The organism is Formosa sejongensis, from assembly GCF_033447105.1.
Classification (GTDB): Bacteria; Bacteroidota; Bacteroidia; order Flavobacteriales; family Flavobacteriaceae; genus Formosa.
This window is the reverse complement of the sequence record NZ_JAWQUN010000001.1, coordinates 315,642-338,508: the sequence shown is the minus strand read 5'-3', so window position 1 is coordinate 338,508 and position 22,867 is coordinate 315,642. Positions and strand designations below refer to the sequence as shown.

The 22,867-nt window shown below is 33.7% G+C and carries 19 protein-coding genes and 1 riboswitch; of the genes, 4 read left to right on the top strand and 15 right to left on the bottom strand.

Annotated elements, in window-relative coordinates; translation table 11 throughout:
• Positions 1 to 5: 5 nt before the first annotated feature.
• The 4 genes from R6X41_RS01380 to R6X41_RS01365 all read right to left on the bottom strand — a co-directional run bounded on the left by R6X41_RS01380 (position 6) and on the right by R6X41_RS01365 (position 7,797).
• Complete coding sequence (locus R6X41_RS01380; RefSeq protein WP_318496865.1) at positions 6 to 1,172, bottom strand: trans-sulfuration enzyme family protein; 1,167 nt, start codon at positions 1,170 to 1,172, stop codon at positions 6 to 8.
• Positions 1,173 to 1,176: 4 nt separating this feature from the next.
• Positions 1,177 to 4,578 (bottom strand): bifunctional aspartate kinase/homoserine dehydrogenase I, encoded by a 3,402-nt coding sequence (gene thrA, locus R6X41_RS01375; protein WP_318496864.1) that lies wholly within the window; start codon positions 4,576 to 4,578, stop codon positions 1,177 to 1,179.
• 58 nt (positions 4,579 to 4,636) lie between these two features.
• Positions 4,637 to 5,914 carry an O-acetylhomoserine aminocarboxypropyltransferase/cysteine synthase family protein gene (locus tag R6X41_RS01370; RefSeq protein WP_318496863.1) on the bottom strand — a complete coding sequence of 426 codons (1,278 nt, stop codon included), beginning with the start codon at positions 5,912 to 5,914 and terminating at the stop codon, positions 4,637 to 4,639.
• Positions 5,915 to 6,032: 118 nt separating this feature from the next.
• Positions 6,033 to 6,156, bottom strand: a riboswitch (SAM riboswitch).
• A 93-nt stretch (positions 6,157 to 6,249) separates the two neighbouring features.
• Positions 6,250 to 7,797: a hypothetical protein gene (locus tag R6X41_RS01365; RefSeq protein WP_318496862.1), complete on the bottom strand. Its 1,548-nt coding sequence runs from the start codon at positions 7,795 to 7,797 to the stop codon at positions 6,250 to 6,252.
• A 147-nt stretch (positions 7,798 to 7,944) separates the two neighbouring features.
• Between R6X41_RS01365 and R6X41_RS01360 the strand changes: the two genes are divergently transcribed.
• The 4 genes from R6X41_RS01360 (at position 7,945) to leuB (ending at position 12,329) form a co-directional block, all read left to right on the top strand.
• Positions 7,945 to 9,120 carry a 2-isopropylmalate synthase gene (locus R6X41_RS01360; protein WP_318496861.1) on the top strand — a complete coding sequence of 392 codons (1,176 nt, stop codon included), beginning with the start codon at positions 7,945 to 7,947 and terminating at the stop codon, positions 9,118 to 9,120.
• 56 nt (positions 9,121 to 9,176) lie between these two features.
• A complete protein-coding gene (leuC, locus tag R6X41_RS01355; RefSeq protein ID WP_318496860.1) occupies positions 9,177 to 10,559 on the top strand; it encodes a 3-isopropylmalate dehydratase large subunit in 1,383 nt (460 codons plus the stop codon).
• Positions 10,560 to 11,144 carry a 3-isopropylmalate dehydratase small subunit gene (leuD, locus tag R6X41_RS01350; RefSeq protein WP_318496859.1) on the top strand — a complete coding sequence of 195 codons (585 nt, stop codon included), beginning with the start codon at positions 10,560 to 10,562 and terminating at the stop codon, positions 11,142 to 11,144.
• 66 nt (positions 11,145 to 11,210) lie between these two features.
• Complete coding sequence (gene leuB, locus R6X41_RS01345; RefSeq protein ID WP_318496858.1) at positions 11,211 to 12,329, top strand: 3-isopropylmalate dehydrogenase; 1,119 nt, start codon at positions 11,211 to 11,213, stop codon at positions 12,327 to 12,329.
• Between the two features lie 84 nt (positions 12,330 to 12,413).
• Here leuB and azu read toward each other — a convergent pair whose 3' ends face one another.
• The 11 genes from azu to R6X41_RS01290 all read right to left on the bottom strand — a co-directional run bounded on the left by azu (position 12,414) and on the right by R6X41_RS01290 (position 22,472).
• Complete coding sequence (gene azu / locus R6X41_RS01340; RefSeq protein ID WP_318496857.1) at positions 12,414 to 12,971, bottom strand: azurin; 558 nt, start codon at positions 12,969 to 12,971, stop codon at positions 12,414 to 12,416.
• 17 nt (positions 12,972 to 12,988) lie between these two features.
• Positions 12,989 to 14,266 carry an argininosuccinate lyase gene (gene argH, locus R6X41_RS01335; protein WP_318496856.1) on the bottom strand — a complete coding sequence of 426 codons (1,278 nt, stop codon included), beginning with the start codon at positions 14,264 to 14,266 and terminating at the stop codon, positions 12,989 to 12,991.
• A gap of 44 nt (positions 14,267 to 14,310) precedes the next feature.
• The gene (locus R6X41_RS01330) at positions 14,311 to 15,375 is read right to left on the bottom strand and encodes a M20 family metallo-hydrolase (RefSeq protein WP_318496855.1); all 1,065 of its coding nucleotides are present in this window, start codon (positions 15,373 to 15,375) and stop codon (positions 14,311 to 14,313) included.
• The gene (gene argB, locus R6X41_RS01325) at positions 15,375 to 16,151 is read right to left on the bottom strand and encodes an acetylglutamate kinase (protein ID WP_318496854.1); all 777 of its coding nucleotides are present in this window, start codon (positions 16,149 to 16,151) and stop codon (positions 15,375 to 15,377) included. The genes R6X41_RS01330 and argB overlap by 1 nt, the downstream gene beginning before the upstream one ends.
• 1 nt (position 16,152) lies before the next feature.
• Positions 16,153 to 17,088, bottom strand: a complete 936-nt coding sequence (locus R6X41_RS01320) for an N-acetylornithine carbamoyltransferase (RefSeq protein ID WP_318496853.1) — start codon at positions 17,086 to 17,088, stop codon at positions 16,153 to 16,155.
• Between the two features lies 1 nt (position 17,089).
• Entirely contained in the window at positions 17,090 to 18,217 is a 1,128-nt protein-coding gene (locus tag R6X41_RS01315) for an aspartate aminotransferase family protein (RefSeq protein ID WP_318496852.1), read from the bottom strand.
• Positions 18,214 to 19,014 (bottom strand): pyrroline-5-carboxylate reductase, encoded by an 801-nt coding sequence (gene proC / locus R6X41_RS01310; protein ID WP_318496851.1) that lies wholly within the window; start codon positions 19,012 to 19,014, stop codon positions 18,214 to 18,216. Before proC ends, R6X41_RS01315 begins: the two co-directional genes overlap by 4 nt.
• A 12-nt stretch (positions 19,015 to 19,026) precedes the next feature.
• Positions 19,027 to 20,004 (bottom strand): N-acetyl-gamma-glutamyl-phosphate reductase, encoded by a 978-nt coding sequence (argC, locus tag R6X41_RS01305; RefSeq protein ID WP_318496850.1) that lies wholly within the window; start codon positions 20,002 to 20,004, stop codon positions 19,027 to 19,029.
• The gene (locus tag R6X41_RS01300) at positions 20,001 to 21,182 is read right to left on the bottom strand and encodes an argininosuccinate synthase (protein WP_318496849.1); all 1,182 of its coding nucleotides are present in this window, start codon (positions 21,180 to 21,182) and stop codon (positions 20,001 to 20,003) included. Before R6X41_RS01300 ends, argC begins: the two co-directional genes overlap by 4 nt.
• A gap of 32 nt (positions 21,183 to 21,214) precedes the next feature.
• Entirely contained in the window at positions 21,215 to 21,787 is a 573-nt protein-coding gene (locus R6X41_RS01295) for a GNAT family N-acetyltransferase (RefSeq protein WP_318496848.1), read from the bottom strand.
• Between the two features lie 67 nt (positions 21,788 to 21,854).
• The gene (locus R6X41_RS01290; RefSeq protein WP_318496847.1) at positions 21,855 to 22,472 is read right to left on the bottom strand and encodes a GNAT family N-acetyltransferase; all 618 of its coding nucleotides are present in this window, start codon (positions 22,470 to 22,472) and stop codon (positions 21,855 to 21,857) included.
• Positions 22,473 to 22,867: the final 395 nt, after the last annotated feature.

Genomic DNA, 22,867 nt, shown 5'->3' with positions numbered 1-22,867 from the left:
AAAATTTAATTTAAAGCCTGATTTAAATCATTAATAATATCGTCTGTGTGCTCTAAACCTACAGAAATACGAACCAATCCGTCTGTAATTCCTGTCTCCAACCTATCTTCTGTACTCAACTTACTATGTGTTGTAGATGCTGGATGTGTAACAATTGTACGAGTATCTCCTAAGTTTGCAGATAATGATAGTACTTTTATTTTATTTAAAAAAGCACGTCCGCCTTCTACGCCTCCTTTAACCTCGAAAGCAATAATATTTCCACCAAGTTTCATTTGTTTTTTTGCAATCTCGTACTGCGGATGTGATTTTAAAAACGGATACTTTACTAAAGACACATTTGCATGTCCCTCTAAAAATTCTGCAACTTTTAATGCATTTTCACAATGTTTATCGACACGAACAGCAAGGGTTTCTAAACTTTTAGACAACACCCAAGCATTAAATGGTGATAACGCGGGTCCTGTATTTCTAGAAAACAAATAAATCTCTCGTATTAAATCGGCACGACCTACTGCAACACCACCTAAAACACGACCCTGACCATCCATTAACTTGGTAGCCGAATGAATAACGATATCTGCTCCAAATTTAATTGGGTTTTGTAAATACGGTGTAGCGAAACAATTATCAATCACCAATAAGATATTATGCTTTTTAGCGATTGCGCCCAATATCTCTAAATCGATAATATCTACCGCCGGATTTGTTGGACTTTCAGCATATAAAATTTTTGTGTTTGGCTGAATTAAGCTTTCAATAGTATCGACATCATTAATATTAAAGTAAGTTGTTTCTATATTCCATTTTGGAAGGTATTTTGTAAACAACGTATGTGTAGATCCAAATACAGAACTTGCCGAAACAATATGATCGCCACTATTTAAAAGCGCCGCAAAAGTTGAAAACACAGCAGACATACCCGTTGCAAAAGCATAACCACTTTCTGCACCCTCCATTTTACACACTTTATCTACAAACTCCGAAGTGTTTGGATTTGTAAAACGGCTATAAATATTACGATCTTTTTCTTCTGTAAACGATGCACGCATATCTTCGGCATCTTCAAAAACAAAGCTTGAACTTAAATATAATGGTGTTGAATGTTCTAAAAACTGAGAACGTTCTGTTTGTGTTCTAATAGCTTCTGTTTCGAAATGATTATCTTTCATAATACTAATACGTGTTTTTTTCTGTTAATCTTAAAATATCTCCAAATACACCACGAGCGGTAACTGCTGCTCCTGCGCCTGCGCCTTGAATTACTACGGGCTGATCTCCGTAAGATTCGGTGTAAATTTCGAAAATTGAATCGGATCCTTTTAAAGATCCTAGAGGTGAACTTTCTGGCACCGATACTAATTTTACTTCTAACTTAGCTCCTTTTTCATCGGCTAAATCACCATGTAAATCACCTATATATCTTAAAACATGACCAGGTTTTTGTTCAGCTTTCATACTTTGATATAAAGCGTCCATTTCTGTAAACGACTTTAAAAAAGTATTAGCATTTATACTTCTTAAGTTTTCAGGAATTAAATTCTGAATATCTACATCTGTAATCTCGTTATGTAAATCGAGTTCTCTCGCCAAAATTAACAATTTTCTGGCAACATCGTTCCCACATAAGTCTTCTCTTGGATCGGGCTCTGTAAATCCTTTATCTACAGCTTCCTGTAACACCTTAGAAAACGGCTCATTTTTAAGTGAATAATTATTAAATAAATAACTTAAAGACCCTGAAAACACACCTCTAATTTTAGTGATGTTTTCTCCAGATAAATGCAAGAGTTTAATCGTATCAATCAATGGCAAACCTGCACCAACGTTCGTTTCGTACAGATAATTTTTCTGATTTTTAGCTAATACTTCTCGTAGTTTACTATAGAATTTAAAATCAATTGTATTTGCTATTTTGTTAGATGAAACAAGGTCGAAACCATGTTCTACTAACGGAATATAATTTGAAACAAAGGCCGCACTAGCTGTGTTATCAATCGCAATTAAATTTTCTAAATGATGCTTTTTAGTATATTCTACTAAACTTTCAAATGTATACTCTTTTCCTTTGTCCTGAAGTGTATCTCTCCAATTAGAATCGATTCCTTTTTTGTTGAAAAGGGCCTGTCTTGAATTCGCTATTGCAAAAATATTCAGTTTAATTCCTTTACGCTTTTCAATATCACCGGCCGAAGCAATAATCTGATCGATTAAGGTTCCGCCTACTAAACCATGACCAAAAATGGCCAAGTTTATCTTTTTAGATATCCCAAAAATCTCTCCATGAATTACATTTAAGGCTTTATGAAGTTGAGATTTTCTAACCACCAAACTCACATTTTCACCTGTAATAGTGTTATTAAAAAGTAATGGAACAATCTGATTTTTTATTAAGGCATTAAACGGTTTATGGAATGTGCTTAAATCCTGACCTACAATTGAAATCACAGCAACATCATCAATAATTCCAATTCTATTTACATCTTGCATATAGAAATCAGTCTCGAATTCACGTTCTAATGCCAATACCGCTTGAGACGCTTTATTAGCATCTACAACCAAACCTAAACCACGCTCAGACGATCCTTGCGAAATAATACTTACACTGATATCGTTTGCACTTAAGGTTTTAAACACTCGTGCATCGACACCAACTTTTCCTAACAACCCACGACCTTCTAAATTAATTAGAGCCACGTTATCTAAAACAGATAATGATCGAATCCCTTTAGAAGCTGTTTTTGCTGTAATTAAAGTCCCTTGATCTCCACTATTAAATGTATTTAAAATACGAAGTGAAATGTTTTTTTCCAATAACGGAATAATCGTCTTAGCATGTAAAACAGTTGCTCCAAAGTTTGCTAATTCGTTTGCTTCTGCAAACGATAATTCTTCAATCTTCTTCGCATCCGGAACTAAATCTGGGTTTGCCGTATAGATTCCGTTTACGTGTGTATAATTCTGTAATTCTTCAGCATCTAAAAAATTAGCTAAAAGTGCTGCAGAATAATTACTACCATTTCGACCTAAAGTCGTTGTTTTATTATCTTTATTAGAGGCGATAAATCCAGTAACGATATTTACAGTGTCTCCATTATATTTTTTAAAATGTTTTAATACATTTTCTTTAGACACTTTTGTGTTTGGCTGTGCATTACCATAGGTGTCGTCGGTTTTTATAAGAAACCTCGAATCTGTTGCATGGGCTTTTATACCGCGCTCGTTTAGCAATTTAGCAACGACTTTAACCGACATTAATTCGCCTTGTGCTAAAACTTCATCTTTAATTTTATTACTATAATCTCCTAACAATTTTACGCCTCCAAATACTTTATCTAATACAGAAAACGCTTCAGAAAAATCAATTTCTGGGCACGGCTCTGTCTGATATGCTTTAAACGTTTCTAAATCCTTTTTATAAGATTGATTGTTTTTGGCTTTAATTAAAATACGTTCTAACTCGTCTGTAGAAGCTCCTCTTGCCGAAAGTACAACAGCAATCTTTTCATCATTCTTAACTTTATTTTCAATAATATTAAGAACTGTTTCTAAACCTACACCATTCGCTAGAGACTTCCCTCCAAACTTCAGGACTTTCATGCGTTTATTCTTTAGTTCCGGTTTAAAAATGCCTTCTATTATCGTTTCTAATTGTTCGAATTCTATTAAAAAAGCATCGTGTCCATGATCGGAATGTATTTCGTTATAGGTTACATTTGGATGTGTAAGTGCTAATTTCTTTTGAGTTTCACGGTTTTCTTCAGCGGTAAAAAACAAATCAGAATCTACACCAACTATTGCAATATTAGATTTAATAACATCTAATACATTTACATCTTCCGGCCTACCTTTAGTAACATCAATTGTTCTTAATAATTGATTCATTAATTTATAAGCTGAAAGCTGAAAACGTTCTTGTAATTTATTTCCGTGGTGCAGCAACCAACTCTCTACATTAAAGATTTCTAAATCTTCATTTTTACTTCTATGAAAACGTTCTTTAAACGATTTTGGAGTTCTGTAGCACAACATGGCGTGCATACGCGCATCGTGAACGGGATTACTAGAATTGGTTAAAAACTGCTCTTGAATCTGGCAATTAGCAATCAGCCAATCCGTCGATTTCCAATCTGTAGCAACTACAATTAAATGTTCTGCTAAAGTTGGATTCATCACAGCCATTTCCCATGCAATTCCACCTCCTAATGATCCGCCAATCATAGCAAAGACCGAATCAATTTTCAATATTTTAAGCCCTTTTAAAAAGATATTTGCAATATCTCGAGCCACAAAATCTTTATAATTCTCTATGATAAATCCATCATAACCATTCCCCGGAATATTAAAAGATATTACGGTAAACTTCTTAGTATCTATAATTTTATTGTCGCCAATAAGATCACTCCACCAACCACCTTCACCAGCAACATTACTGTTACCTGTTAATGCATGATTTACCAAAACAATTGGCGCTTCGTGTAATGGCTGCCCAAACACTTCGTAAGAAAGTTTAAGAGGCAACTCGACACCGCTAATAGTTTTGTAATAATCTAAAGGAATAAATTGTAAATTTTTCATGTCGCAATATATAAAAGCTGTAATTTAAAAGGGCCTAAAATTAAAGAAACTGTTAAGCCTATTTAACGGCTTGGAATGCTTGTTTTAAATCGGATTTCAAATCTTCTAAGTCTTCAATTCCTACAGATAAACGCACTAAATCTTGTGAGACTCCTGACGCTGCTTGAGCGGCTTCGTCTAACTGCTGATGTGTTGTACTTGCAGGATGAATAATTAATGATTTTGTATCTCCTATATTTGCCAAAAGCGAGAATAATTGTGTTTTATCTGCAATCACTTTTGCCGCATTAAAACCACCTTTATGGCCAAAAGTAACCATTCCGCTTTGTCCATTTGGAAGATATTTATCTGCTAAAGTTTTGTAAGCACTACTTTCTAAACCTGGATAATTTACCCAAGTAATTTCGTCTTGTGCTTCTAACCATTGTGCTAATGCCAAAGCATTTTCACTATGTTTTTTTATACGTAATTCTAAAGTTTCTAAACCTTGAATAATTTGAAACGCGTTAAACGGACTTAAAGCACTACCATAATCACGTAATCCTTCAATTCTAACTTTCGCTATAAACGCTGCTTCTTTTAAAACTTCACTATATACTAAACCGTGATAGCCGGCAGAAGGCTCTGTAAATTCTGGGAATTTTCCGTTTGCCCAATTAAAAGTTCCTGCATCAATAACTGCACCTCCTAAACTTGTTCCGTTACCGTTAATATACTTTGTTAAAGAGTGAATTACAATATTTGCACCGTATTGAATTGGATTTAATAATGCTGGTGAAGCCACCGTATTATCTACAATTAATGGAACACCATTTGCTTTTGACACTTCAGCAATAGCTTCAATATCTAAAACATCTAATTTTGGGTTTCCAAGAGATTCTATAAAAACAGCTCTTGTATTATCTTGAATTGCTGCTTGAAAGTTTTCAGCCTCCGAAGGATCTACAAACGTAGTTGTAATACCATGTCTTGGTAGTGTAACTGCTAATAAATTGTAAGTCCCACCATACAAACTACTAGATGCCACAATATGGTCGCCAGCTCTTAAAAGAGTTAGTAAAGTTGTTGTAATAGCAGCCGTTCCTGATGCTGTAACTACAGCAGCTAAACCACCTTCGATTGCAGCTAAACGCTGTTCTAAAATATCGTTTGTTGGGTTGTTTAAACGGGTGTAAATGTAACCCGGTTCTGCTAATGCAAATAGATTTGCTGCATGATCTGAATCGTTAAAAACATACGATGACGTTTGGTAAATAGGCACGGCTCTTGTTCCTCCGTGTTTTGTAACATCATGTCCTGCGTGCAACGCTTGTGTTGCAAATTTTTGTGTACTCATTTTTCTTTCTTTTTGAGTTAATAAATTAAAACTAAAAGTCAAATGCACCAATAAGGCGTACTTAATAGAAAAATGTTAAAAAGAAAATAATACAAATTACTCTAGGAGTAATTTCGTTTAGTTATCTATCTAAATCGCCGATAAATGAATCGGTTTTTAAGTAGAATTTAGCACCTTCTTTATAAGTTAAAGGGTTGCTAAGGTTTCAGCGGGTCTAATCCCTCCACCTTTCTTGATAACATTTCAATAAGTTATTGAACTTTGTGAATGCAAATATTCAGTTAGAAAAGTTGATTTTCCAAATTATTTGAGACATATTTCTCAAATAATCTTTTTCACCCCTTATTTTCAGCTAAATATTTATCTTTTATAATTTGACCTACGGGCTTGTTTTCAATCTTACTTTCTAACCACGAAATAATGTCTAAATACAAAAATGCACGTTTTTCATAGGGATGATTTTCATATGTTTTTAATGTATCTCGCAACTGAATAAAAGCTCTTTTAATATCCTGTGGATAAACATCTTGAAGGCCTTTTATAAATTTTATCATTTCCTTTTGCACCTCATGAAGGTCATTCATTTTAATTAAAAATTTATACGTACTTCTTAATAAAGAATCGATGTGATAATCTAAACCAGCTTCGTAATGCGCTACTAAATTTAGAACCCTAGAGAAGCACAACAAATCTTCTCGCATAGACAACGTTTTATTCGAAATAATTTTATTTAAATAGAAAATACACTGTTTATTATTTCCCGCTCCAAAATACAAACTTGCGAATTTGTAATAGAAAATCATGGTGTGGTGTTCGTCTATTCTATTTGAAAACCGCTTTAAATCTGTTTCTATTTTAGGAATTAATTTCAAGCCTTCTTCGAACGTACCATCTATAAAATGCAAATTTACTTTATTTAAATTCAGATATAAAAAAGCTAAAGATTCTACATTTTCATCTCTCAAAAATGTTTTGTCGTTTACAATTTCTTCCAAACGCACTAAAGCATTTTCGAATTTATCTCTACTTCTTACAAAAAATAAAGCCTCCAACAAATAATTCTTTCCTTTTAAAAAGAATACGGGGTTTAGATTAATCATGTTTGGGTTATCGTAAAACAAATCCACCCATTTTGAAGCGTATTTATAACAATTTTTAAAATCTTGAGTTAGGAAACTATACCACAAATAAGCATTATACAACCATAATTTTTCCCTAAAACCTAAATCTTTTATTTGATATTTAGGAAGTCTTTTATAAAAGTAAGACGCTACTTGCTCGCCTTCTTCTTCATTTCTTACATAACCCGTTTTTAAGAAAATACCATATAATTGAAGCGACAAATTAGACAATTTACTAGCCACAACATTTAAGGCACTTAATTCTTTTGCCTGAATAGTAAGTTCGTCTGCTCGACCGCTTATACTTCGCGTTATATATTGAGATTCGATTAACTTTTCGAATTCCACAATTTCGAATGCCAAGTTTTTTTCTTCATTCTGAATTGCGAGTTCTTTAGATTTATCAAGAATCTTTAAACTCTGTTTATACAATCCTTTATGGTATAATATTGATGCAAAATCTAACTGCTCTCGAATTTGCGATCGGATATTTTGGTGAGATGGATTTAATTTTAAACTGATTAATATTTGTTTGTATAAATGTGCTTTAACATTCGCTAACTGTTGTTTTTTAACATCTCCATTTTTCAAAATAAAATCTTCGTCGTAAACAGACAATTTATCTAAAATATTAAATAAGTTTAAAAACTTAGAATCTGTATTTACCCCCAATCTTCCCACATACAGCTTAAACTGACGCTTTTCCGACTTGGTTAAGGACTTTACTAATAAAAACAAATTATCTTTTTGGTCTTTTATCATCAAATAAAAATAGTTCTAATATGTTGATATTCAGTTTTTTAAATATGTTTAAATGCTTTTAAACATCGTAAAACTACAATAATGAGGTGTAGGTTAACAAAAGTATAATATAAATTCGTAGAACAATAAGAAAATAAATTTAGATACATGTCACATTCTAACATTCAAATATTTGACACAACGTTACGCGATGGCGAACAAGTCCCAGGCTGCAAGTTAAACAAAGAGCAAAAAGTTATTATTGCTAAAAGACTTGATATCCTAGGAGTTGACGTTATTGAAGCAGGTTTTCCTGTGTCAAGTCCTGGAGATTTCGCTTCTGTAGAAGCCATTTCAAAAATCGTAAAGAATGCGACAGTTTGTGGTCTGACAAGATCTGTAGAAAATGATATTAAAGTTGCTGGTGAAGCTTTGCGTTATGCAAAAAGATCAAGAATTCATACAGGAATTGGAACATCAGATTCTCATATAAAATTCAAATTCAATTCTAACCGTGATGCCATCATCGAACGCGCTGTAAGAGCTGTGCGTTATGCTAAAACATTTACTGAAGATGTAGAGTTTTATGCTGAAGATGCTGGACGTACAGATAACGATTATTTAGCAAGAGTTTGCGAAGCAGTAATTGCTGCTGGAGCAACAGTATTAAATATTCCAGATACAACAGGATACTGTTTACCTAACGAATATGGTGCTAAAATAAAGTACTTAATGGAGAACGTTAAAGGAATTGAAAAAGCTATTTTATCTTGCCACTGCCACAACGATTTAGGATTAGCAACTGCAAATTCTATCGAGGGGGTTATTAATGGTGCAAGACAAATAGAATGTACTATTAATGGTATTGGTGAGCGTGCTGGAAATACAGCTTTAGAAGAAGTTGTTATGATTTTAAAGCAACACCCAACATTAAATTTAGATACAAACATAAATACCTCTTTATTATATAGTACGAGCCAAATGGTCTCTGAACATATGGGAATTTATACACAGCCAAACAAGGCTATCGTAGGAGCTAACGCTTTTGCTCACAGTTCTGGAATTCACCAAGACGGTGTGATTAAAAATCGTGAAACTTACGAGATTATAAATCCAAAAGATGTAGGTGTAACAGAATCTGCTATTGTTTTAACAGCAAGAAGTGGTAGAGCTGCTTTAGCATATAGAGCTAAGAATGTAGGCTACGAATTAACTAAATTACAATTAGATGTAGTTTACGCTAGTTTCTTAGATTTCGCTGATGTTAAAAAAGAAGTAAACGATTCTGATATTCATCAAATTATTGAAACAAGTAGCATTTACAATCAAATTATTTCAGCTTAAAATAATAAGCTTAAAGTCTATTTTTATATTTGTATGAAATAGCATAAACTTAAAAAATGAAAAAGACATTATTCGATAAAGTTTGGGATGCACATGTGGTAGATGCGATAGAAAACGGACCACAGATATTGTACATCGACAAACATTTAATACATGAAGTAACAAGCCCACAAGCTTTTAATGAGTTAAAAGACAGAGAAATTCCTGTGTTTAGACCAAACCAAATTGTGGCAACAGCAGATCATAATACACCAACAACAAATCAACATTTACCAATACAAGATACACTTTCTAGACATCAGCTTGAGCAGCTGTCAAAAAACTGTGCCGACAACGGAATCACACTATTTGAATTAGGTCACAAATACAATGGAATAGTGCACGTTATGTCACCCGAATTAGGAATCACACAACCTGGAATGACAATCGTGTGTGGGGATAGTCATACCTCCACGCATGGTGCATTTGGAACCATTGCCTTTGGAATTGGCACCAGTCAGGTTGCTCAAGTTTTTGCTAGTCAGTGTTTACTTTTAACGAAGCCTAAAAGCTTACGTGTTTCTGTAAATGGAAAATTAAAAAACGGAGTACTTCCTAAAGATGTTATTTTATATATTATCGCTAAATTAGGAACTAACGCCGGTACAGGATATTTCTGTGAATATGCTGGAGACGTTTTTGAAAATATGAGTATGGAAGGCCGTATGACGGTTTGCAATATGAGTATTGAAATGGGCGCTCGTGGCGGAATGATTGCTCCTGACCAAACTACTTTCGATTATGTTGAAGGTCGTGAATATGCTCCTAAAGGTGAAGATTTCACTAAAAAAGTTGCCTATTGGAAAACATTACCTACAGATGAAGGTGCTGAATTTGACAAAGAATATTTCTTCGACGCTGAAGATATTGAACCTATGGTAACATACGGAACAAACCCGGGTATGGGGATAAAAATAACAGAAAACATCCCTACACTTGACGATGCTTCTTTTGAAAAATCATTGAAATATATGAATTTCAAAAAAGGCGAATCTCTTATAAACAAACCTATTAATTTTGTCTTTATTGGTAGCTGTACCAACTCTAGAATCGAAGATTTTAGAGTGGCTGCACAATATATAAAAGGCAAACAAAAAGCACCAAATGTTACGGCCTGGTTAGTACCAGGAAGTAAATTGGTGGAAGCACAAATTATTGAAGAAGGCTTAAAAGACATTTTTACAAATGCCGGTTTCGAACTTCGCCAACCAGGATGTTCTGCCTGTTTAGCGATGAACGACGACAAAATTCCTCAAGACGAATATTGTGTATCTACATCAAATAGAAATTTTGAAGGTAGACAAGGTCAAGGTGCCAGAACTATTTTAGCAAGTCCGTTAGTCGCTGCAGCTACAGCGATAGAAGGAAAAATTATTGACATTACAAAACAATTAAACTAAATGGAAAAGTTTACAACATTTCAGTCTAGAGCCATTCCATTAGACATAGAAAACATAGATACAGATCAAATTATTCCTGCGCGTTTCTTAAAAGCAACAGACAGAGAGGGATTTGGAGATAATGTATTTAGAGATTGGAGATTCAATAAAAACGGGGATTTAAACGAAGATTTCCCTTTAAACGACACAACTTATCTTGGAAGAATTTTAGTAGCCGGAGATAATTTTGGTTGTGGTTCAAGTCGTGAACATGCTGCTTGGGCTATAGGAGATTACGGTTTTAAAGTAGTCGTTTCTAGTTTCTTTGCAGATATTTTTAAAGGTAATGCACTTAACAATGGGATTCTTCCAGTACAAGTTTCTCCTGCCTTTTTAAAAGAATTATTTAATCACATAACTGCTGACCCAGAAACAATAATTAGTGTAAATTTAGAAACTCAAACCATTTCTATAAAAGACACCGATTATTCAGAGCAATTTGATATCGATCCCTACAAAAAGACCTGTCTTATTAATGGTTACGACGATATTGATTATTTATTAAGTAAAAAAGAAGAGATTAAAGCTTTTGAAACTAAAGCTTAAAGTTATTACCCTATACGTTATAAATTAGTTGAGCAACTAACACTGCACAACTAAAAAATAATTTTTATGAAACTAAACATAGCAGTATTAGCAGGAGACGGAATTGGACCAGAAGTCACTGCGCAATCTATAAAAGTCCTTAAAGCAATTGCTTTAGAATACAATCATACCTTCAACTTTAAATATGCTCCTGTAGGTGCAATCGCAATAGATGAAACGGGTAATCCTTTACCAGAATCAACTTTAGAACTTTGTAAAAATAGCGATGCCTTATTATTTGGTGCTATTGGAGATCCTAAATACGATAACGACCCATCTGCAAAAGTACGCCCAGAACAAGGTTTACTTGCTTTAAGAAAATCTTTAGGGCTGTATGCAAATATAAGACCTGTTAAAGCATACGATGCACTTTTAAGCAAATCGCCGTTAAAAAAGGATATTATTAAAGGAACCGATATTACTATTTATCGCGAACTTACTGGTGGTATTTACTTTGGAAAAAAAGAAATTAGTGAAGACGGAAATTCTGCTTCAGATTTATGTGAGTATTCTCGTGTAGAAATAGAACGTGTTGCTCATTTAGCTTTTAAAGCTGCTCAGGCTCGCAAAAAAAAACTGACACTTATAGACAAGGCAAATGTTTTAGAAACGTCTCGTTTATGGCGTAAAGTGGTTACAGAAGTAGCTAAAAATTATAAAGATATAGAATTAGATTTCTTATTTATAGATAATGCAGCAATGCAAATGATTTTAAACCCAAAACAGTTTGATGTTATTTTAACGGAAAACATGTTTGGAGATATTATTAGTGATGAAGCGAGTGTTATTGGTGGATCTATCGGACTATTAGCTTCTGCTTCTATTGGAGATAAATATGCGATGTTCGAGCCTATTCATGGATCTTATCCACAGGCAACAAACAAAGGTATAGCAAACCCAATTGCTTCAATATTATCTGCGGCGATGTTATTAGAACATTTTGATTTAAATGATGAAGCTGATTTAATTAGAACTGCGGTAGACAAATCGTTAGCACTTCATATTACAACTCCAGATTTAAACTCTAAATACGACAATATTACAACAAGTAAAGTTGGTGATTTTATCGCTGATTTTATTAGTAACCCTAAAGATTCGAATCATAACTTTTCGAACATTCACTTAGGACAATCTACAATAATCTAAATTCCGTTTATTTTATTTAAAAGAAAAGCGTCTTAGTAATTTACTAAGACGCTTTTTTATTTTATAATATATATATTTTGGAATTTACTCTACAATAAACTTTCCTTTCATTAAAGCATAATGCCCAGGGAAACTACATAAAAAATCATAAGTTCCAACTTCAGGAGCATCAAACTCAATAACATCCATTTCTCCTCCACCAAGTAATTCAGTGTACACAATAACGTCTGCTGAATCTTCAGGAACATAATCATGATCTGCTGCAGAAGCTGCCTTAGATGCAAATGCAGCCATATCTACTCCATTATTTAGAAGCACAAAGTTATGACCCATTACATTTTTTGGCATTTTACCTGTATGCATCAGTGTTAATTTTACTTTCTGACCTTTTTTAACTTTAATTTCTTTCAAATCAAAAGTCATTTTATCGTCTCCATGTAACATAATCTCTACTACGCCATCATTAGCCGACTCTGCATCTACTACTTCAATGGTTTCAGTCATTTCTGTAGGTGTTGCTGTTTCTGTTATAACCTCAGATTCTGTTTCATAAGAAAAGCTTTTTTTCTTTTCTTCTTTTTCTCCACAATTTATAAAAACGACAGAAGACAACATTAATACTGTTAATTTTAGATATTTCATAATTTTGAATTTAATATTTATAATTTAGGAAATTTACGACTAATTTTATCTAATCCCAAATTGTGAATACTTCCTAAATGTGTGTGTTTTTTAGAATCGTCTGGGACATATGTTCCTGCCTCAACTTCGCCACCAATTTTCTTGTAAGCATCTCTAAACGACATACCATCGACCACTAAAGTATTTATATTATCTACAGTAAATAAGAATTTGTATTTATCGTCGTGTAAATCGATATCCTTTACTTTTATCTGAGAGATCGAGAAATTAAAAATGTCTAAAATGTTCTTGATATCCTCAAAAGCTTGGATGATATTTTCTTTTAATAACTGGTAATCTCTATGATATCCGCTAGGTAAATTATTAGTAATTAAAACCATCTCTGTTTGAAGGGCTTGGATCTTATTACATTTTCCTCGAATTAACTCAAACACATCCGGGTTCTTTTTGTGCGGCATAATACTACTTCCTGTGGTTAGCTCGTCTGGGAAAGTAATAAATCCAAAATTCTGACTCATATACAAACAAATATCCATTGCAAAACGTGCCAATGTATTCGCTAAACTTCCTAATGAAGCAGCAATCATACGCTCGCTTTTACCACGACTCATTTGTGCTGCAACCACATTATATTTTAATGTTTCAAAGCCCATTTCTTTAGTCGTAAATTCACGATCTATAGGAAAAGAACTTCCGTAACCTGCAGCAGATCCTAACGGATTCTGATCGGCAATTTTCTGTGCCGCTTGTACCATGTACACATCGTCAATCAAAAGTTCTGCATAGGCAGAGAACCAAAGACCGAAAGACGATGGCATAGCTACTTGTAAATGTGTGTAACCTGGAAGTAATTTCTCTTTATGAGTTTCGGCTAAACCTAAAAGCGTATCGAAAAATGTTTTTGTTTTATCCTGAACTACTTTTAATTCTTCTTTATAGTACAATTGAAGTGCCACTAAAACTTGATCGTTTCTAGAACGTGCGGTGTGGATTTTTTTTCCAACATCGCCTAACGTTTTCGTTAATTCGAATTCTATTTTAGAATGTACATCTTCAAATTCTTCTTCAATTACAAATGTTCCGTCTTCAATTTGAGATTCTAAAACATTTAATCCGCCAAGTAATTGTTGCAATTCTTCAGCAGTAATAATCTTTATACTTTCAAGCATTTTGGCGTGTGCTTTAGAAGCAATCACATCATACTTAGCAATATGTATATCTATTTCTCTATCGTTACCTACTGTAAACTGTTCTATTTTTTTATCTATTGAAAGACCTTTGTCCCAAAGTTTCATATGTATAGATTTTTATATTTTAGTTGAAGTTTCAACCTAAATAATTAAAGTATTTTTTCTAATAATTGAATATAAATTGCAACGCCCTCTTCTATTTCATTTAAATAAATAAATTCATCTGCAGAATGCGATCTTGTACTATCTCCAGGTCCTAATTTTAAAGACGAACAGGTTAACACCGATTGATCTGATAAGGTTGGCGAACCATAAGTTGTTCTTCCTATTTCTATACCGGCTTTTACCAATTCGTGATCTTTAGGAATTGAAGAGGAATTTAAACGTAAACTACGTGCTTTAATCTCTGAACAAGGAGCTTCGTTTACTAATATATCATTAATTTCAGTATTGGTATACTTGTCGTTTACACGTACATCTATTACCAATTCAACCTCCGCTGGAATCGCATTATGTTGCTTTCCTCCTTTTATTTGAGATACCGTCATTTTAACATCTCCAAGAGCTTCAGAAGGTCTTTCAAATTTATAATCCTTAAACCAGTTAAGCACCGAAATTGTATTATAAATAGCATTGTCATCATTAGGATGTGCTGAGTGACTTGGTGTTCCTTTAACTTTAGCATCAAAAACCACAAGACCTTTTTCGGCTACAGCCAAGTTCATTAAAGTGGGTTCTCCTACAATAGCAACATCTATCTTAGGAATAATAGACAACATGCTATTTAAACCATCTGGGCCGCTACTTTCTTCCTCGGCAGAAGCTACTAAAACCAAGTTGTATTTTAAGTTTGGTTTGTTATAAAAATAGGTAAATGTTGCGATTAAAGACACTAAGCATCCTCCGGCATCATTACTTCCTAAACCATATAATTTACCATCTTCTACAATCGCTTTTAACGGATCTTTTGTATAGCCATTATTTGGTTTTACCGTGTCGTGGTGCGAGTTTAAAAGCATGGTAGGCTTGCCTTCTGTAAAATCTGCATTAAGCGCCCATACATTATTTTTAGTTCGTGTATACGGAATATCTTTTTGCTTAAACCAAGCTTCTATAAGCTGTGCGGTTTTATCTTCCTCTGAAGAAAACGATTGTGTTTCTATCAGATTCTTAAGTAATGAAATGGCCTCCTCGGTTAATTGTTGCGTTGTCATTAGGCTTGAATGGTTGTATGTTTTGTTTTTTGATTAAATAGCATTTCTGGTTTTCCTAAACACACTTTAAAAACGTGATTGGAAATCGCATAAAAACAGTTGTCTAGTTTTGGTAGCATACCGTCCGTTATAACTCCCTCTGCTTTTAAAGTTGCGTAATTTTCGGTATTTATATGTTCAATTACAGAATTTGGATTATCTATGTCTAATAGTACACCGTCTTTCTCGAAGCAATAATAAAGTTCTACCTGATACAAGTCTGCAAAAGCAATCGCTAGTTCTGAGGTTACTGTATCTGCATTTGTATTTAACAATTGTCCGTTTTCGTCATGTGTTATAGCGCAGAATACGGGTGTAATATTATTTTCTAAAAGTACTTTAGGCACTTTAGTATTTACTTGCGTTACATCGCCTACAAATCCGTAATCTATAGTTTTTACCGGGCGTTTTTCTGAAACAATAGTATTCCCATCTGCCCCAGTAAACCCAACACTATTACAGTTATTGGCTTGTAATTGTGCGATTATATTTTTGTTGATTTTTCCGCCGTAAACCATCGTGATAATATCTAAAGTATCAGCATCGGTAATACGTCTTCCATCTACCATTTGCACCTCGATATTCATAGATTTAGCCATTTTAGTAGCTAATTTTCCTCCACCGTGTACTAATATCTTAGGACCTTCAAGCGTTGCGAATTGTTTTAAAAATACAGCTAAAGTGGTATCATAATCAATAATATTTCCTCCTATTTTAACAACTTTTAGTGTTTTCATATTATAGATTTTCTAAAATTCCTTTCATGACAATTTGAGCCGCATAGGTTCTATTATTCGCTTCTTTCATTACAATAGATTGATCGCTATCTAACACAGCATCTTCCACAATAACATTTCTACGAACTGGTAAACAATGCATAAATTTAGCATGACCCAACTTTTCTTTTGTAATCATCCAACTTGGATCTGTACTTAGTATCTTACCATAATCGGAATAACTACTCCAGTTTTTAGCATATACAAAATCGGCACCTTCTAATGCTTGTTCTTGATTGTGATTAATTGGCGTGTCTTTAGTGATATCCGGATTTAACTCGTAACCTTCGGGATGTGTAATGGTTAAATCTACATCCATTTTTATCATCATTTCTACAAATGAATTTGGTACAGCTTGAGGTAACGCCTTAGGATGTGGCGCCCAAGATAAAACTACTTTAGGTCGCGCTTTTTCCGATAATTCTGAAATTGTAATTGCATCTGCCAACGCTTGTAACGGATGCGCCGTAGCACTTTCCATATTTACAATGGGCACGGTTGCATACTTTTCAAAGCTCTTTATCACCATTTCGGCAGCGTCTCTTTCCTTGTCTATTAAACTAGGAAATGCACGCACAGCAATAATATCGGCATATTGCGAAATGACCTCAGCAGCTTCTTTAATATGCTCAGAAGTTCCAGCATTCATAATAGTTCCGTCTTCAAACTCTAAATTCCACGCGTCGTTTACATTCAGACTCATTACTTCCATTCCTAAATTTTTTGCTGCCTTTTCGGTACTTAACCGGGTCCGTAAACTCGAATTAAAAAACAACATCACTAAGGTTTTATTTTTTCCTAAATGTTTATGTTCGAATGGGTTCATTTTTAAAAGAATCGCTTCTTTTATGGTTTCTGAAAGATTTGATATATCTGAAATTTGCGTGTATTTTTTCATGCTAAGCTAATTCTGAGTTTAAGGCTTCAAAGAACGTGTCTAAGTGTTCTTTTTGAATCGTTAATGGCGGAAGTATTCTTAATAAATTAGGATTTTTTGCACTTCCTGTAAATATGTGATGGTCGAAAATAAGTTTTTTTCTAAGCTCTGAAATCGGAAAATCGAATTCTAAACCCAGCATTAAACCACGACCTTTAATTGATTTTAATTGTGGTATTTGATTTGCTTTCTCTATAAAGTAAGCTGAAATTTCTTTAGTATGCTCAAGTAAATTTTCAGCTTTAAGCACATCTAAAACTGCTATTGAAGCCGCACAAGCCAAATGATTTCCTCCAAAAGTCGTTCCTAATAATCCAAATCTTCCATTAATATCAGGATGTATTAAAATCCCACCTATTGGAAAACCATTCCCCATACCTTTTGCTAGAGAAATTATATCTGGTGTAATGTTGTGCTTTTGAAATGCGAAGAAATCTCCTGTTCTACCAAAACCCGATTGCACTTCGTCTGCAATAAAACAAGCATTATACGTTTTACATAATTTTTCAAGTCCTTGGTAGAACTCAGTCGTACTTTCGTCTAAACCTCCAACACCTTGAATAAACTCTATAATTACAGCGCAAACATCATTATTCTTTAAAGAGTTTTCTACACCTTCTAAATCTCCAAGTTCAAAAAAATCAACAGCTTGCTGTGCGTTTAAAGGCGCAACAATTTTAGGATTATCGGTAGCTGCAACGGCTGCAGAAGTTCTTCCGTGGAATCCATTTTTAAAGGCTATAATTTTAGATTTTTCATTATGAAAAGAAGCCAATTTTAATGCATTTTCATTTGCTTCTGCTCCTGAATTACATAAAAACAACTGATAGTCTTTACAGCCTGAAAAATCAGCTAATTCTGCTGCTAGTTGCTCTTGTAATGGATTCTGAATCGCATTACTATAAAACGCAATATCATTTAACTGACGTGTTAAACGGTCTACGTAAGTTGGGTGTGAATGCCCTATTGAAATTACAGCGTGACCGCCATATAAATCTAAATACTGAACGTTTTTATCGTCGTAAACAAAAACGCCTTTCGCTCTTACTGGGGTAATGTCGTAAAGCGGATATACTGGAAACAAACTCATATTTGTTCTTTTTTAATGTTGCTTATTTTATTGTAAGACGCCACCATACCTTGAATTAAAGAGGAACTTAATCCTTTATGTTCCATCTCGTTTAAACCTTCAATGGTACATCCTTTTGGCGTTGTTACTTTATCAATTTCTTCTTCTGGATGGTTTCCGCTTTGGATTAGCAAACTAGCTGCTCCTTCGCAGGTATGCATCGATAATTCTTGAGCGACTTCGGCATCAAAACCTAACTGAATTGCGGCTTGAGTTGTGGCGCGAATTAATCGCATCCAAAATGCAATTCCGCTTGCACAAACCACTGTTGCTGCTTGCATCTGATTTTCGGGAATAATTAACGTGTGTCCTAAACGGTTGAAAATAGCTTCGGCTATTTTAATGCGTTTCTCGCCTTGTTTGTTACTACAAATACACGTCATAGATTTACCTACGGCAATAGCTGTATTTGGCATTGCACGAATAACAAATTGATTCTCTCCAACAACACCTTCAATTCTAGGAATTAAAAACCCTGTTACTGTAGAAATCAAAACATGCTTATCTGTTAAATGAGGTGTAATTTCTCTCAAAACATTTTCAAAATGTGCAGGTTGAACTGCAAATATTAAAATGTCTGATTTTTTAACCGCTTCAATATTATCACTAGTTATAGTAACATTTGTATAACCATTAAGTTCTTCTAATGACTCTACATTTCTTTTGGTTAAATAAAGGGTAGTAAACGCATTATCGATAATTAAACCTTTTGCGATTGAATGCCCTAAATTTCCAGTTCCGATTATAGCAATTTTCATAATTCCAATGGTTTAGAAGTAAGTAGCTTTTAGTTGTACACCCTCAGTTTCTTCAAATCCAAACATTAAATTCATGTTCTGAACGGCTTGACCTGAAGCGCCTTTTAATAAATTATCAATAACACTTGTCACTAATAATTTATTGTTGTGTTTATGTAAATGTAGGATACATTTATTCGTATTTACCACTTGTTTTAAATGAATATCTTCATCTGAAACTACAGTAAATTTAGCGTCCTTGTAAAATGATTTATACAATGCTTTAGCATCTTCTAAAGTACCGTCGTATTTGGTATAAGCTGTAGCAAAAATTCCTCTAGAAAAATCACCTCGATTTGGCATGAAAATAATTTCAGAATTAAAATCACTTTGTAATTGATTAACCGATTGATTAATTTCTCCTAAATGCTGATGCGTAAAGGGTTTGTAATATGAAAAATTATTATCTCTCCATGTAAAATGCGTCGTTGCAGACAATGACGTTCCAGCCCCTGTTGCCCCTGTTACAGCATTAACATGAACATCGTCTTGAAACTTTCCGTCTGATGCCAATGGTAATAATGCTAACTGAATTGCAGTAGCAAAACATCCTGGATTTGCTAAATATTTAGCATTTACAATAGCTTCTTTATTCAATTCAGGAAGACCGTAAACAAATTGCATTCCGTTAAAATTAGAATCTGCTTCTAACCTAAAATCATTACTTAAATCGATGATTTTAGTCGTATCTGAAAAGCTGTTTTTTTCTAAAAACGCTGTAGAATTTCCATGTCCTAAACACAAGAATAATACATCTACATCTGAATTAATAGCATCTGTAAATTGTAAATCCGTAGAACCAATTAAATCTTGATGCACCTTACTTACTGGATTTCCAGCATTAGATGTACTGTAGATAAAATCGATATTTACCTGTGGATGATACATTAATATTCTAATTAATTCTCCTGCAGTATATCCTGCACCTCCAACAATTCCTGCTTGTATCATGATTTGTTATTTACGAGTTGATAAATCTTATTCTGATTTCCAAGTATTTTTATAAATCCTTTGGCGTCATCTGCTGTCCACCCTTTGTTTTCTTCACCATAACTCGCAAACGTAGAATTCATTAAATCGTGTTTAGACGAAATCCCATCTAATGAGAAGTGATAAGGTTTAAGTGTAACAACAACATCTCCGGTTACGTTTTCTTGACTACTTTGTAAAAATGCTTCCATATCGCGCATTACAGGATCTAAAAACTGACCTTCGTGTAAGTGCATTCCATAAAAACTAGACAAGTAATCTTTGTGTTGCATTTGCCATTTTGTAAGTGTGTGTTTTTCTAATAAATGGTGTGCTTTTACTGTAATTAAAGCTGCAGCAGCTTCAAAACCAACACGTCCTTTTATTCCAACAATAGTATCTCCTACATGAATATCTCTACCTATTGCGTATTTCGAAGCGATTTCATTTAAAGCTTCAATATTTTTTTCTGGGGTAGCTGTTGTTCCGTTAAAAGCGACAAATTCACCTTTCCTGAAAGTTAACGTTACTTTTTGCTCGTCTGTTTTTTCTAACTGAGACGGATATGCTTCACTAGGTAATGGTTTTTCTGAAGTTAATGTTTCTTCACCACCAACACTTGTTCCCCATAATCCTTTATTAACAGAGTATCTTGATTTTGCCCAAGACATATCGATACCATTAGCAACTAAATAATCGATTTCTGTTTGTCGTGCTAATTTTTGGTCTCTAATAGGCGTAATAATCTCAATTTCTGGTGCAAGGATTTGAAAAATCATATCGAAACGCACTTGGTCGTTTCCAGCGCCTGTACTACCATGAGCAATATATTGTGCGTCAATACTTTTTGCGTATTCTACAATTTCAATCGCTTGAATAATACGTTCTGCACTCACAGATAATGGATATGTATTGTTTTTTAAAACATTTCCGAAAATTAAGTACTTTACTACTTTCTGGTAAAATGTAGCAACTGCATCAATATTTTTATATGTAGTAACGCCCATTTTATAAGCGTTACTCTCTATATGTTTAATTTCTTCTTTAGTAAAACCGCCGGTGTTTACACTTACTGCATGAACATCGTACTCCTTTGATAAACTTACTGCACAGTAAGAAGTATCTAAACCACCACTGTATGCTATTACTAATTTTTTCATTTTACTATAATTTATTATAACTTAATTACTCTTTATTTTATTTGACCTATTTCGTTCGCAAAACAGGTATTCATATAATATCTAAAATTTAATTCGTCTCGTAATTTTCCTAATTTTTCAAATTCTTGTACTAAAACAACAGACATTTTAGATAATGTTACGTGGGTCATACCTAATAATTCGTTGTAATAATGAACTTTAGGTGTTTGTGAAATTGAAATAAGGAACGTATCGCTAAAATACTCGGTCAATCTAGCCATTAATAACAAACCAAGGTTATATTGTCTGTAGCTATTATCGACCCATAAGGATGTGCGTTCATAAACTAAATGGTCCTTGACCTTATGCTCATGAACAAAGATATGCCCATAAATTTCATTATCTTTTTTCAAAATAAAACATCCATTTTCAACACGTTTTTTAAGCATTTCTACACTCACAAAATACAACGTAGACAATGCTTTGGACCGCTCTGAAATTATTTCTAACGACCTATTAGAAAGCCTATAAACCAATTTTATTTCTATGCCTTCTAATTCACAAAAATTTTCGGCTTGCGCAATCACACGATCAATTCCTATGTCTGAATCTACTATTGTATTCATTTTTATTTTTGATACTGCTTTCTTTGTCAAACCTAATTTCCTTTACGATTACTAAACTAAACCGACATTACTTATTTTCTTTTTTAAGAAACAAATGTTCCTTTATACTTTTTAACCTTTGAAATACTTTTGATTTTACAGGTTTCTGATCTTTTGGAGGTTGTTTATCTGGATCGTATAACATCCCTGTACATAAACACATTTTTTGTTCTGTACGCTGCAAAACATCATAATTCTTACAGGTTTGACAGCCATTCCAAAAGGTTTGATCGTCTGTTAACTCGGAGAATGTTACAGGTTTATATCCTAAATCTGAGTTCATTTTCATTACAGGTAATCCTGTAGTAATACTAAAAACCTTAGCTTTTGGAAACTTTGAAATTGAATGATTGAAAATTTTATGTTTAATTTCTCTTGCTAATCCTCTATTTCTAAAATCTGGATGTACTATTAAACCTGAGTTGGCAACAAATTTCCCATGTCCCCAAGCTTCTATGTAGCAGAAGCCGGCAAATTTACCGTCTTCTAAAGCGATAACGGCATTTCCATTTATTATTCTTGCAATAACATACTCAGGCGTTCTTTTCGCAATCCCAGTACCTCTTACTTTAGCAGAATCTGCTATAGTTTCACAAATAATTTCGGCATAAATAGTATGCGACTTGTCCGCAATAACAATTTCCATATCTTAAACTTGTATTGAATGTCTTTAACTCCATTTTCTCGATAGCTGAACTGGACTCACCTAGTTCAATAAAATTACACATACCCTTACGGGCGACGGGAAAAAACACGGCGCATAGGATTCTTGCTAACTAATAAGTTAACTTTGTTTAAATATACTATGAAAAAAATTTTGGACACTATGAAAAAATTAAAATTACGTACTAACTTGCTTAAATGAAGATTAAAAGCGGCGGCGAGGTGCACTTGCGGGCAACCTGCGGAACACGTAACGTATATTATTTTTTAAATTTTCCATGTTGTAAAGCTATAATTTAAATTTGAAATGAGCAACATCAAACATTCGTTTTTTGCTAAAAATTATTGATTATGTTGCTTTTACATACTTTTATTTAA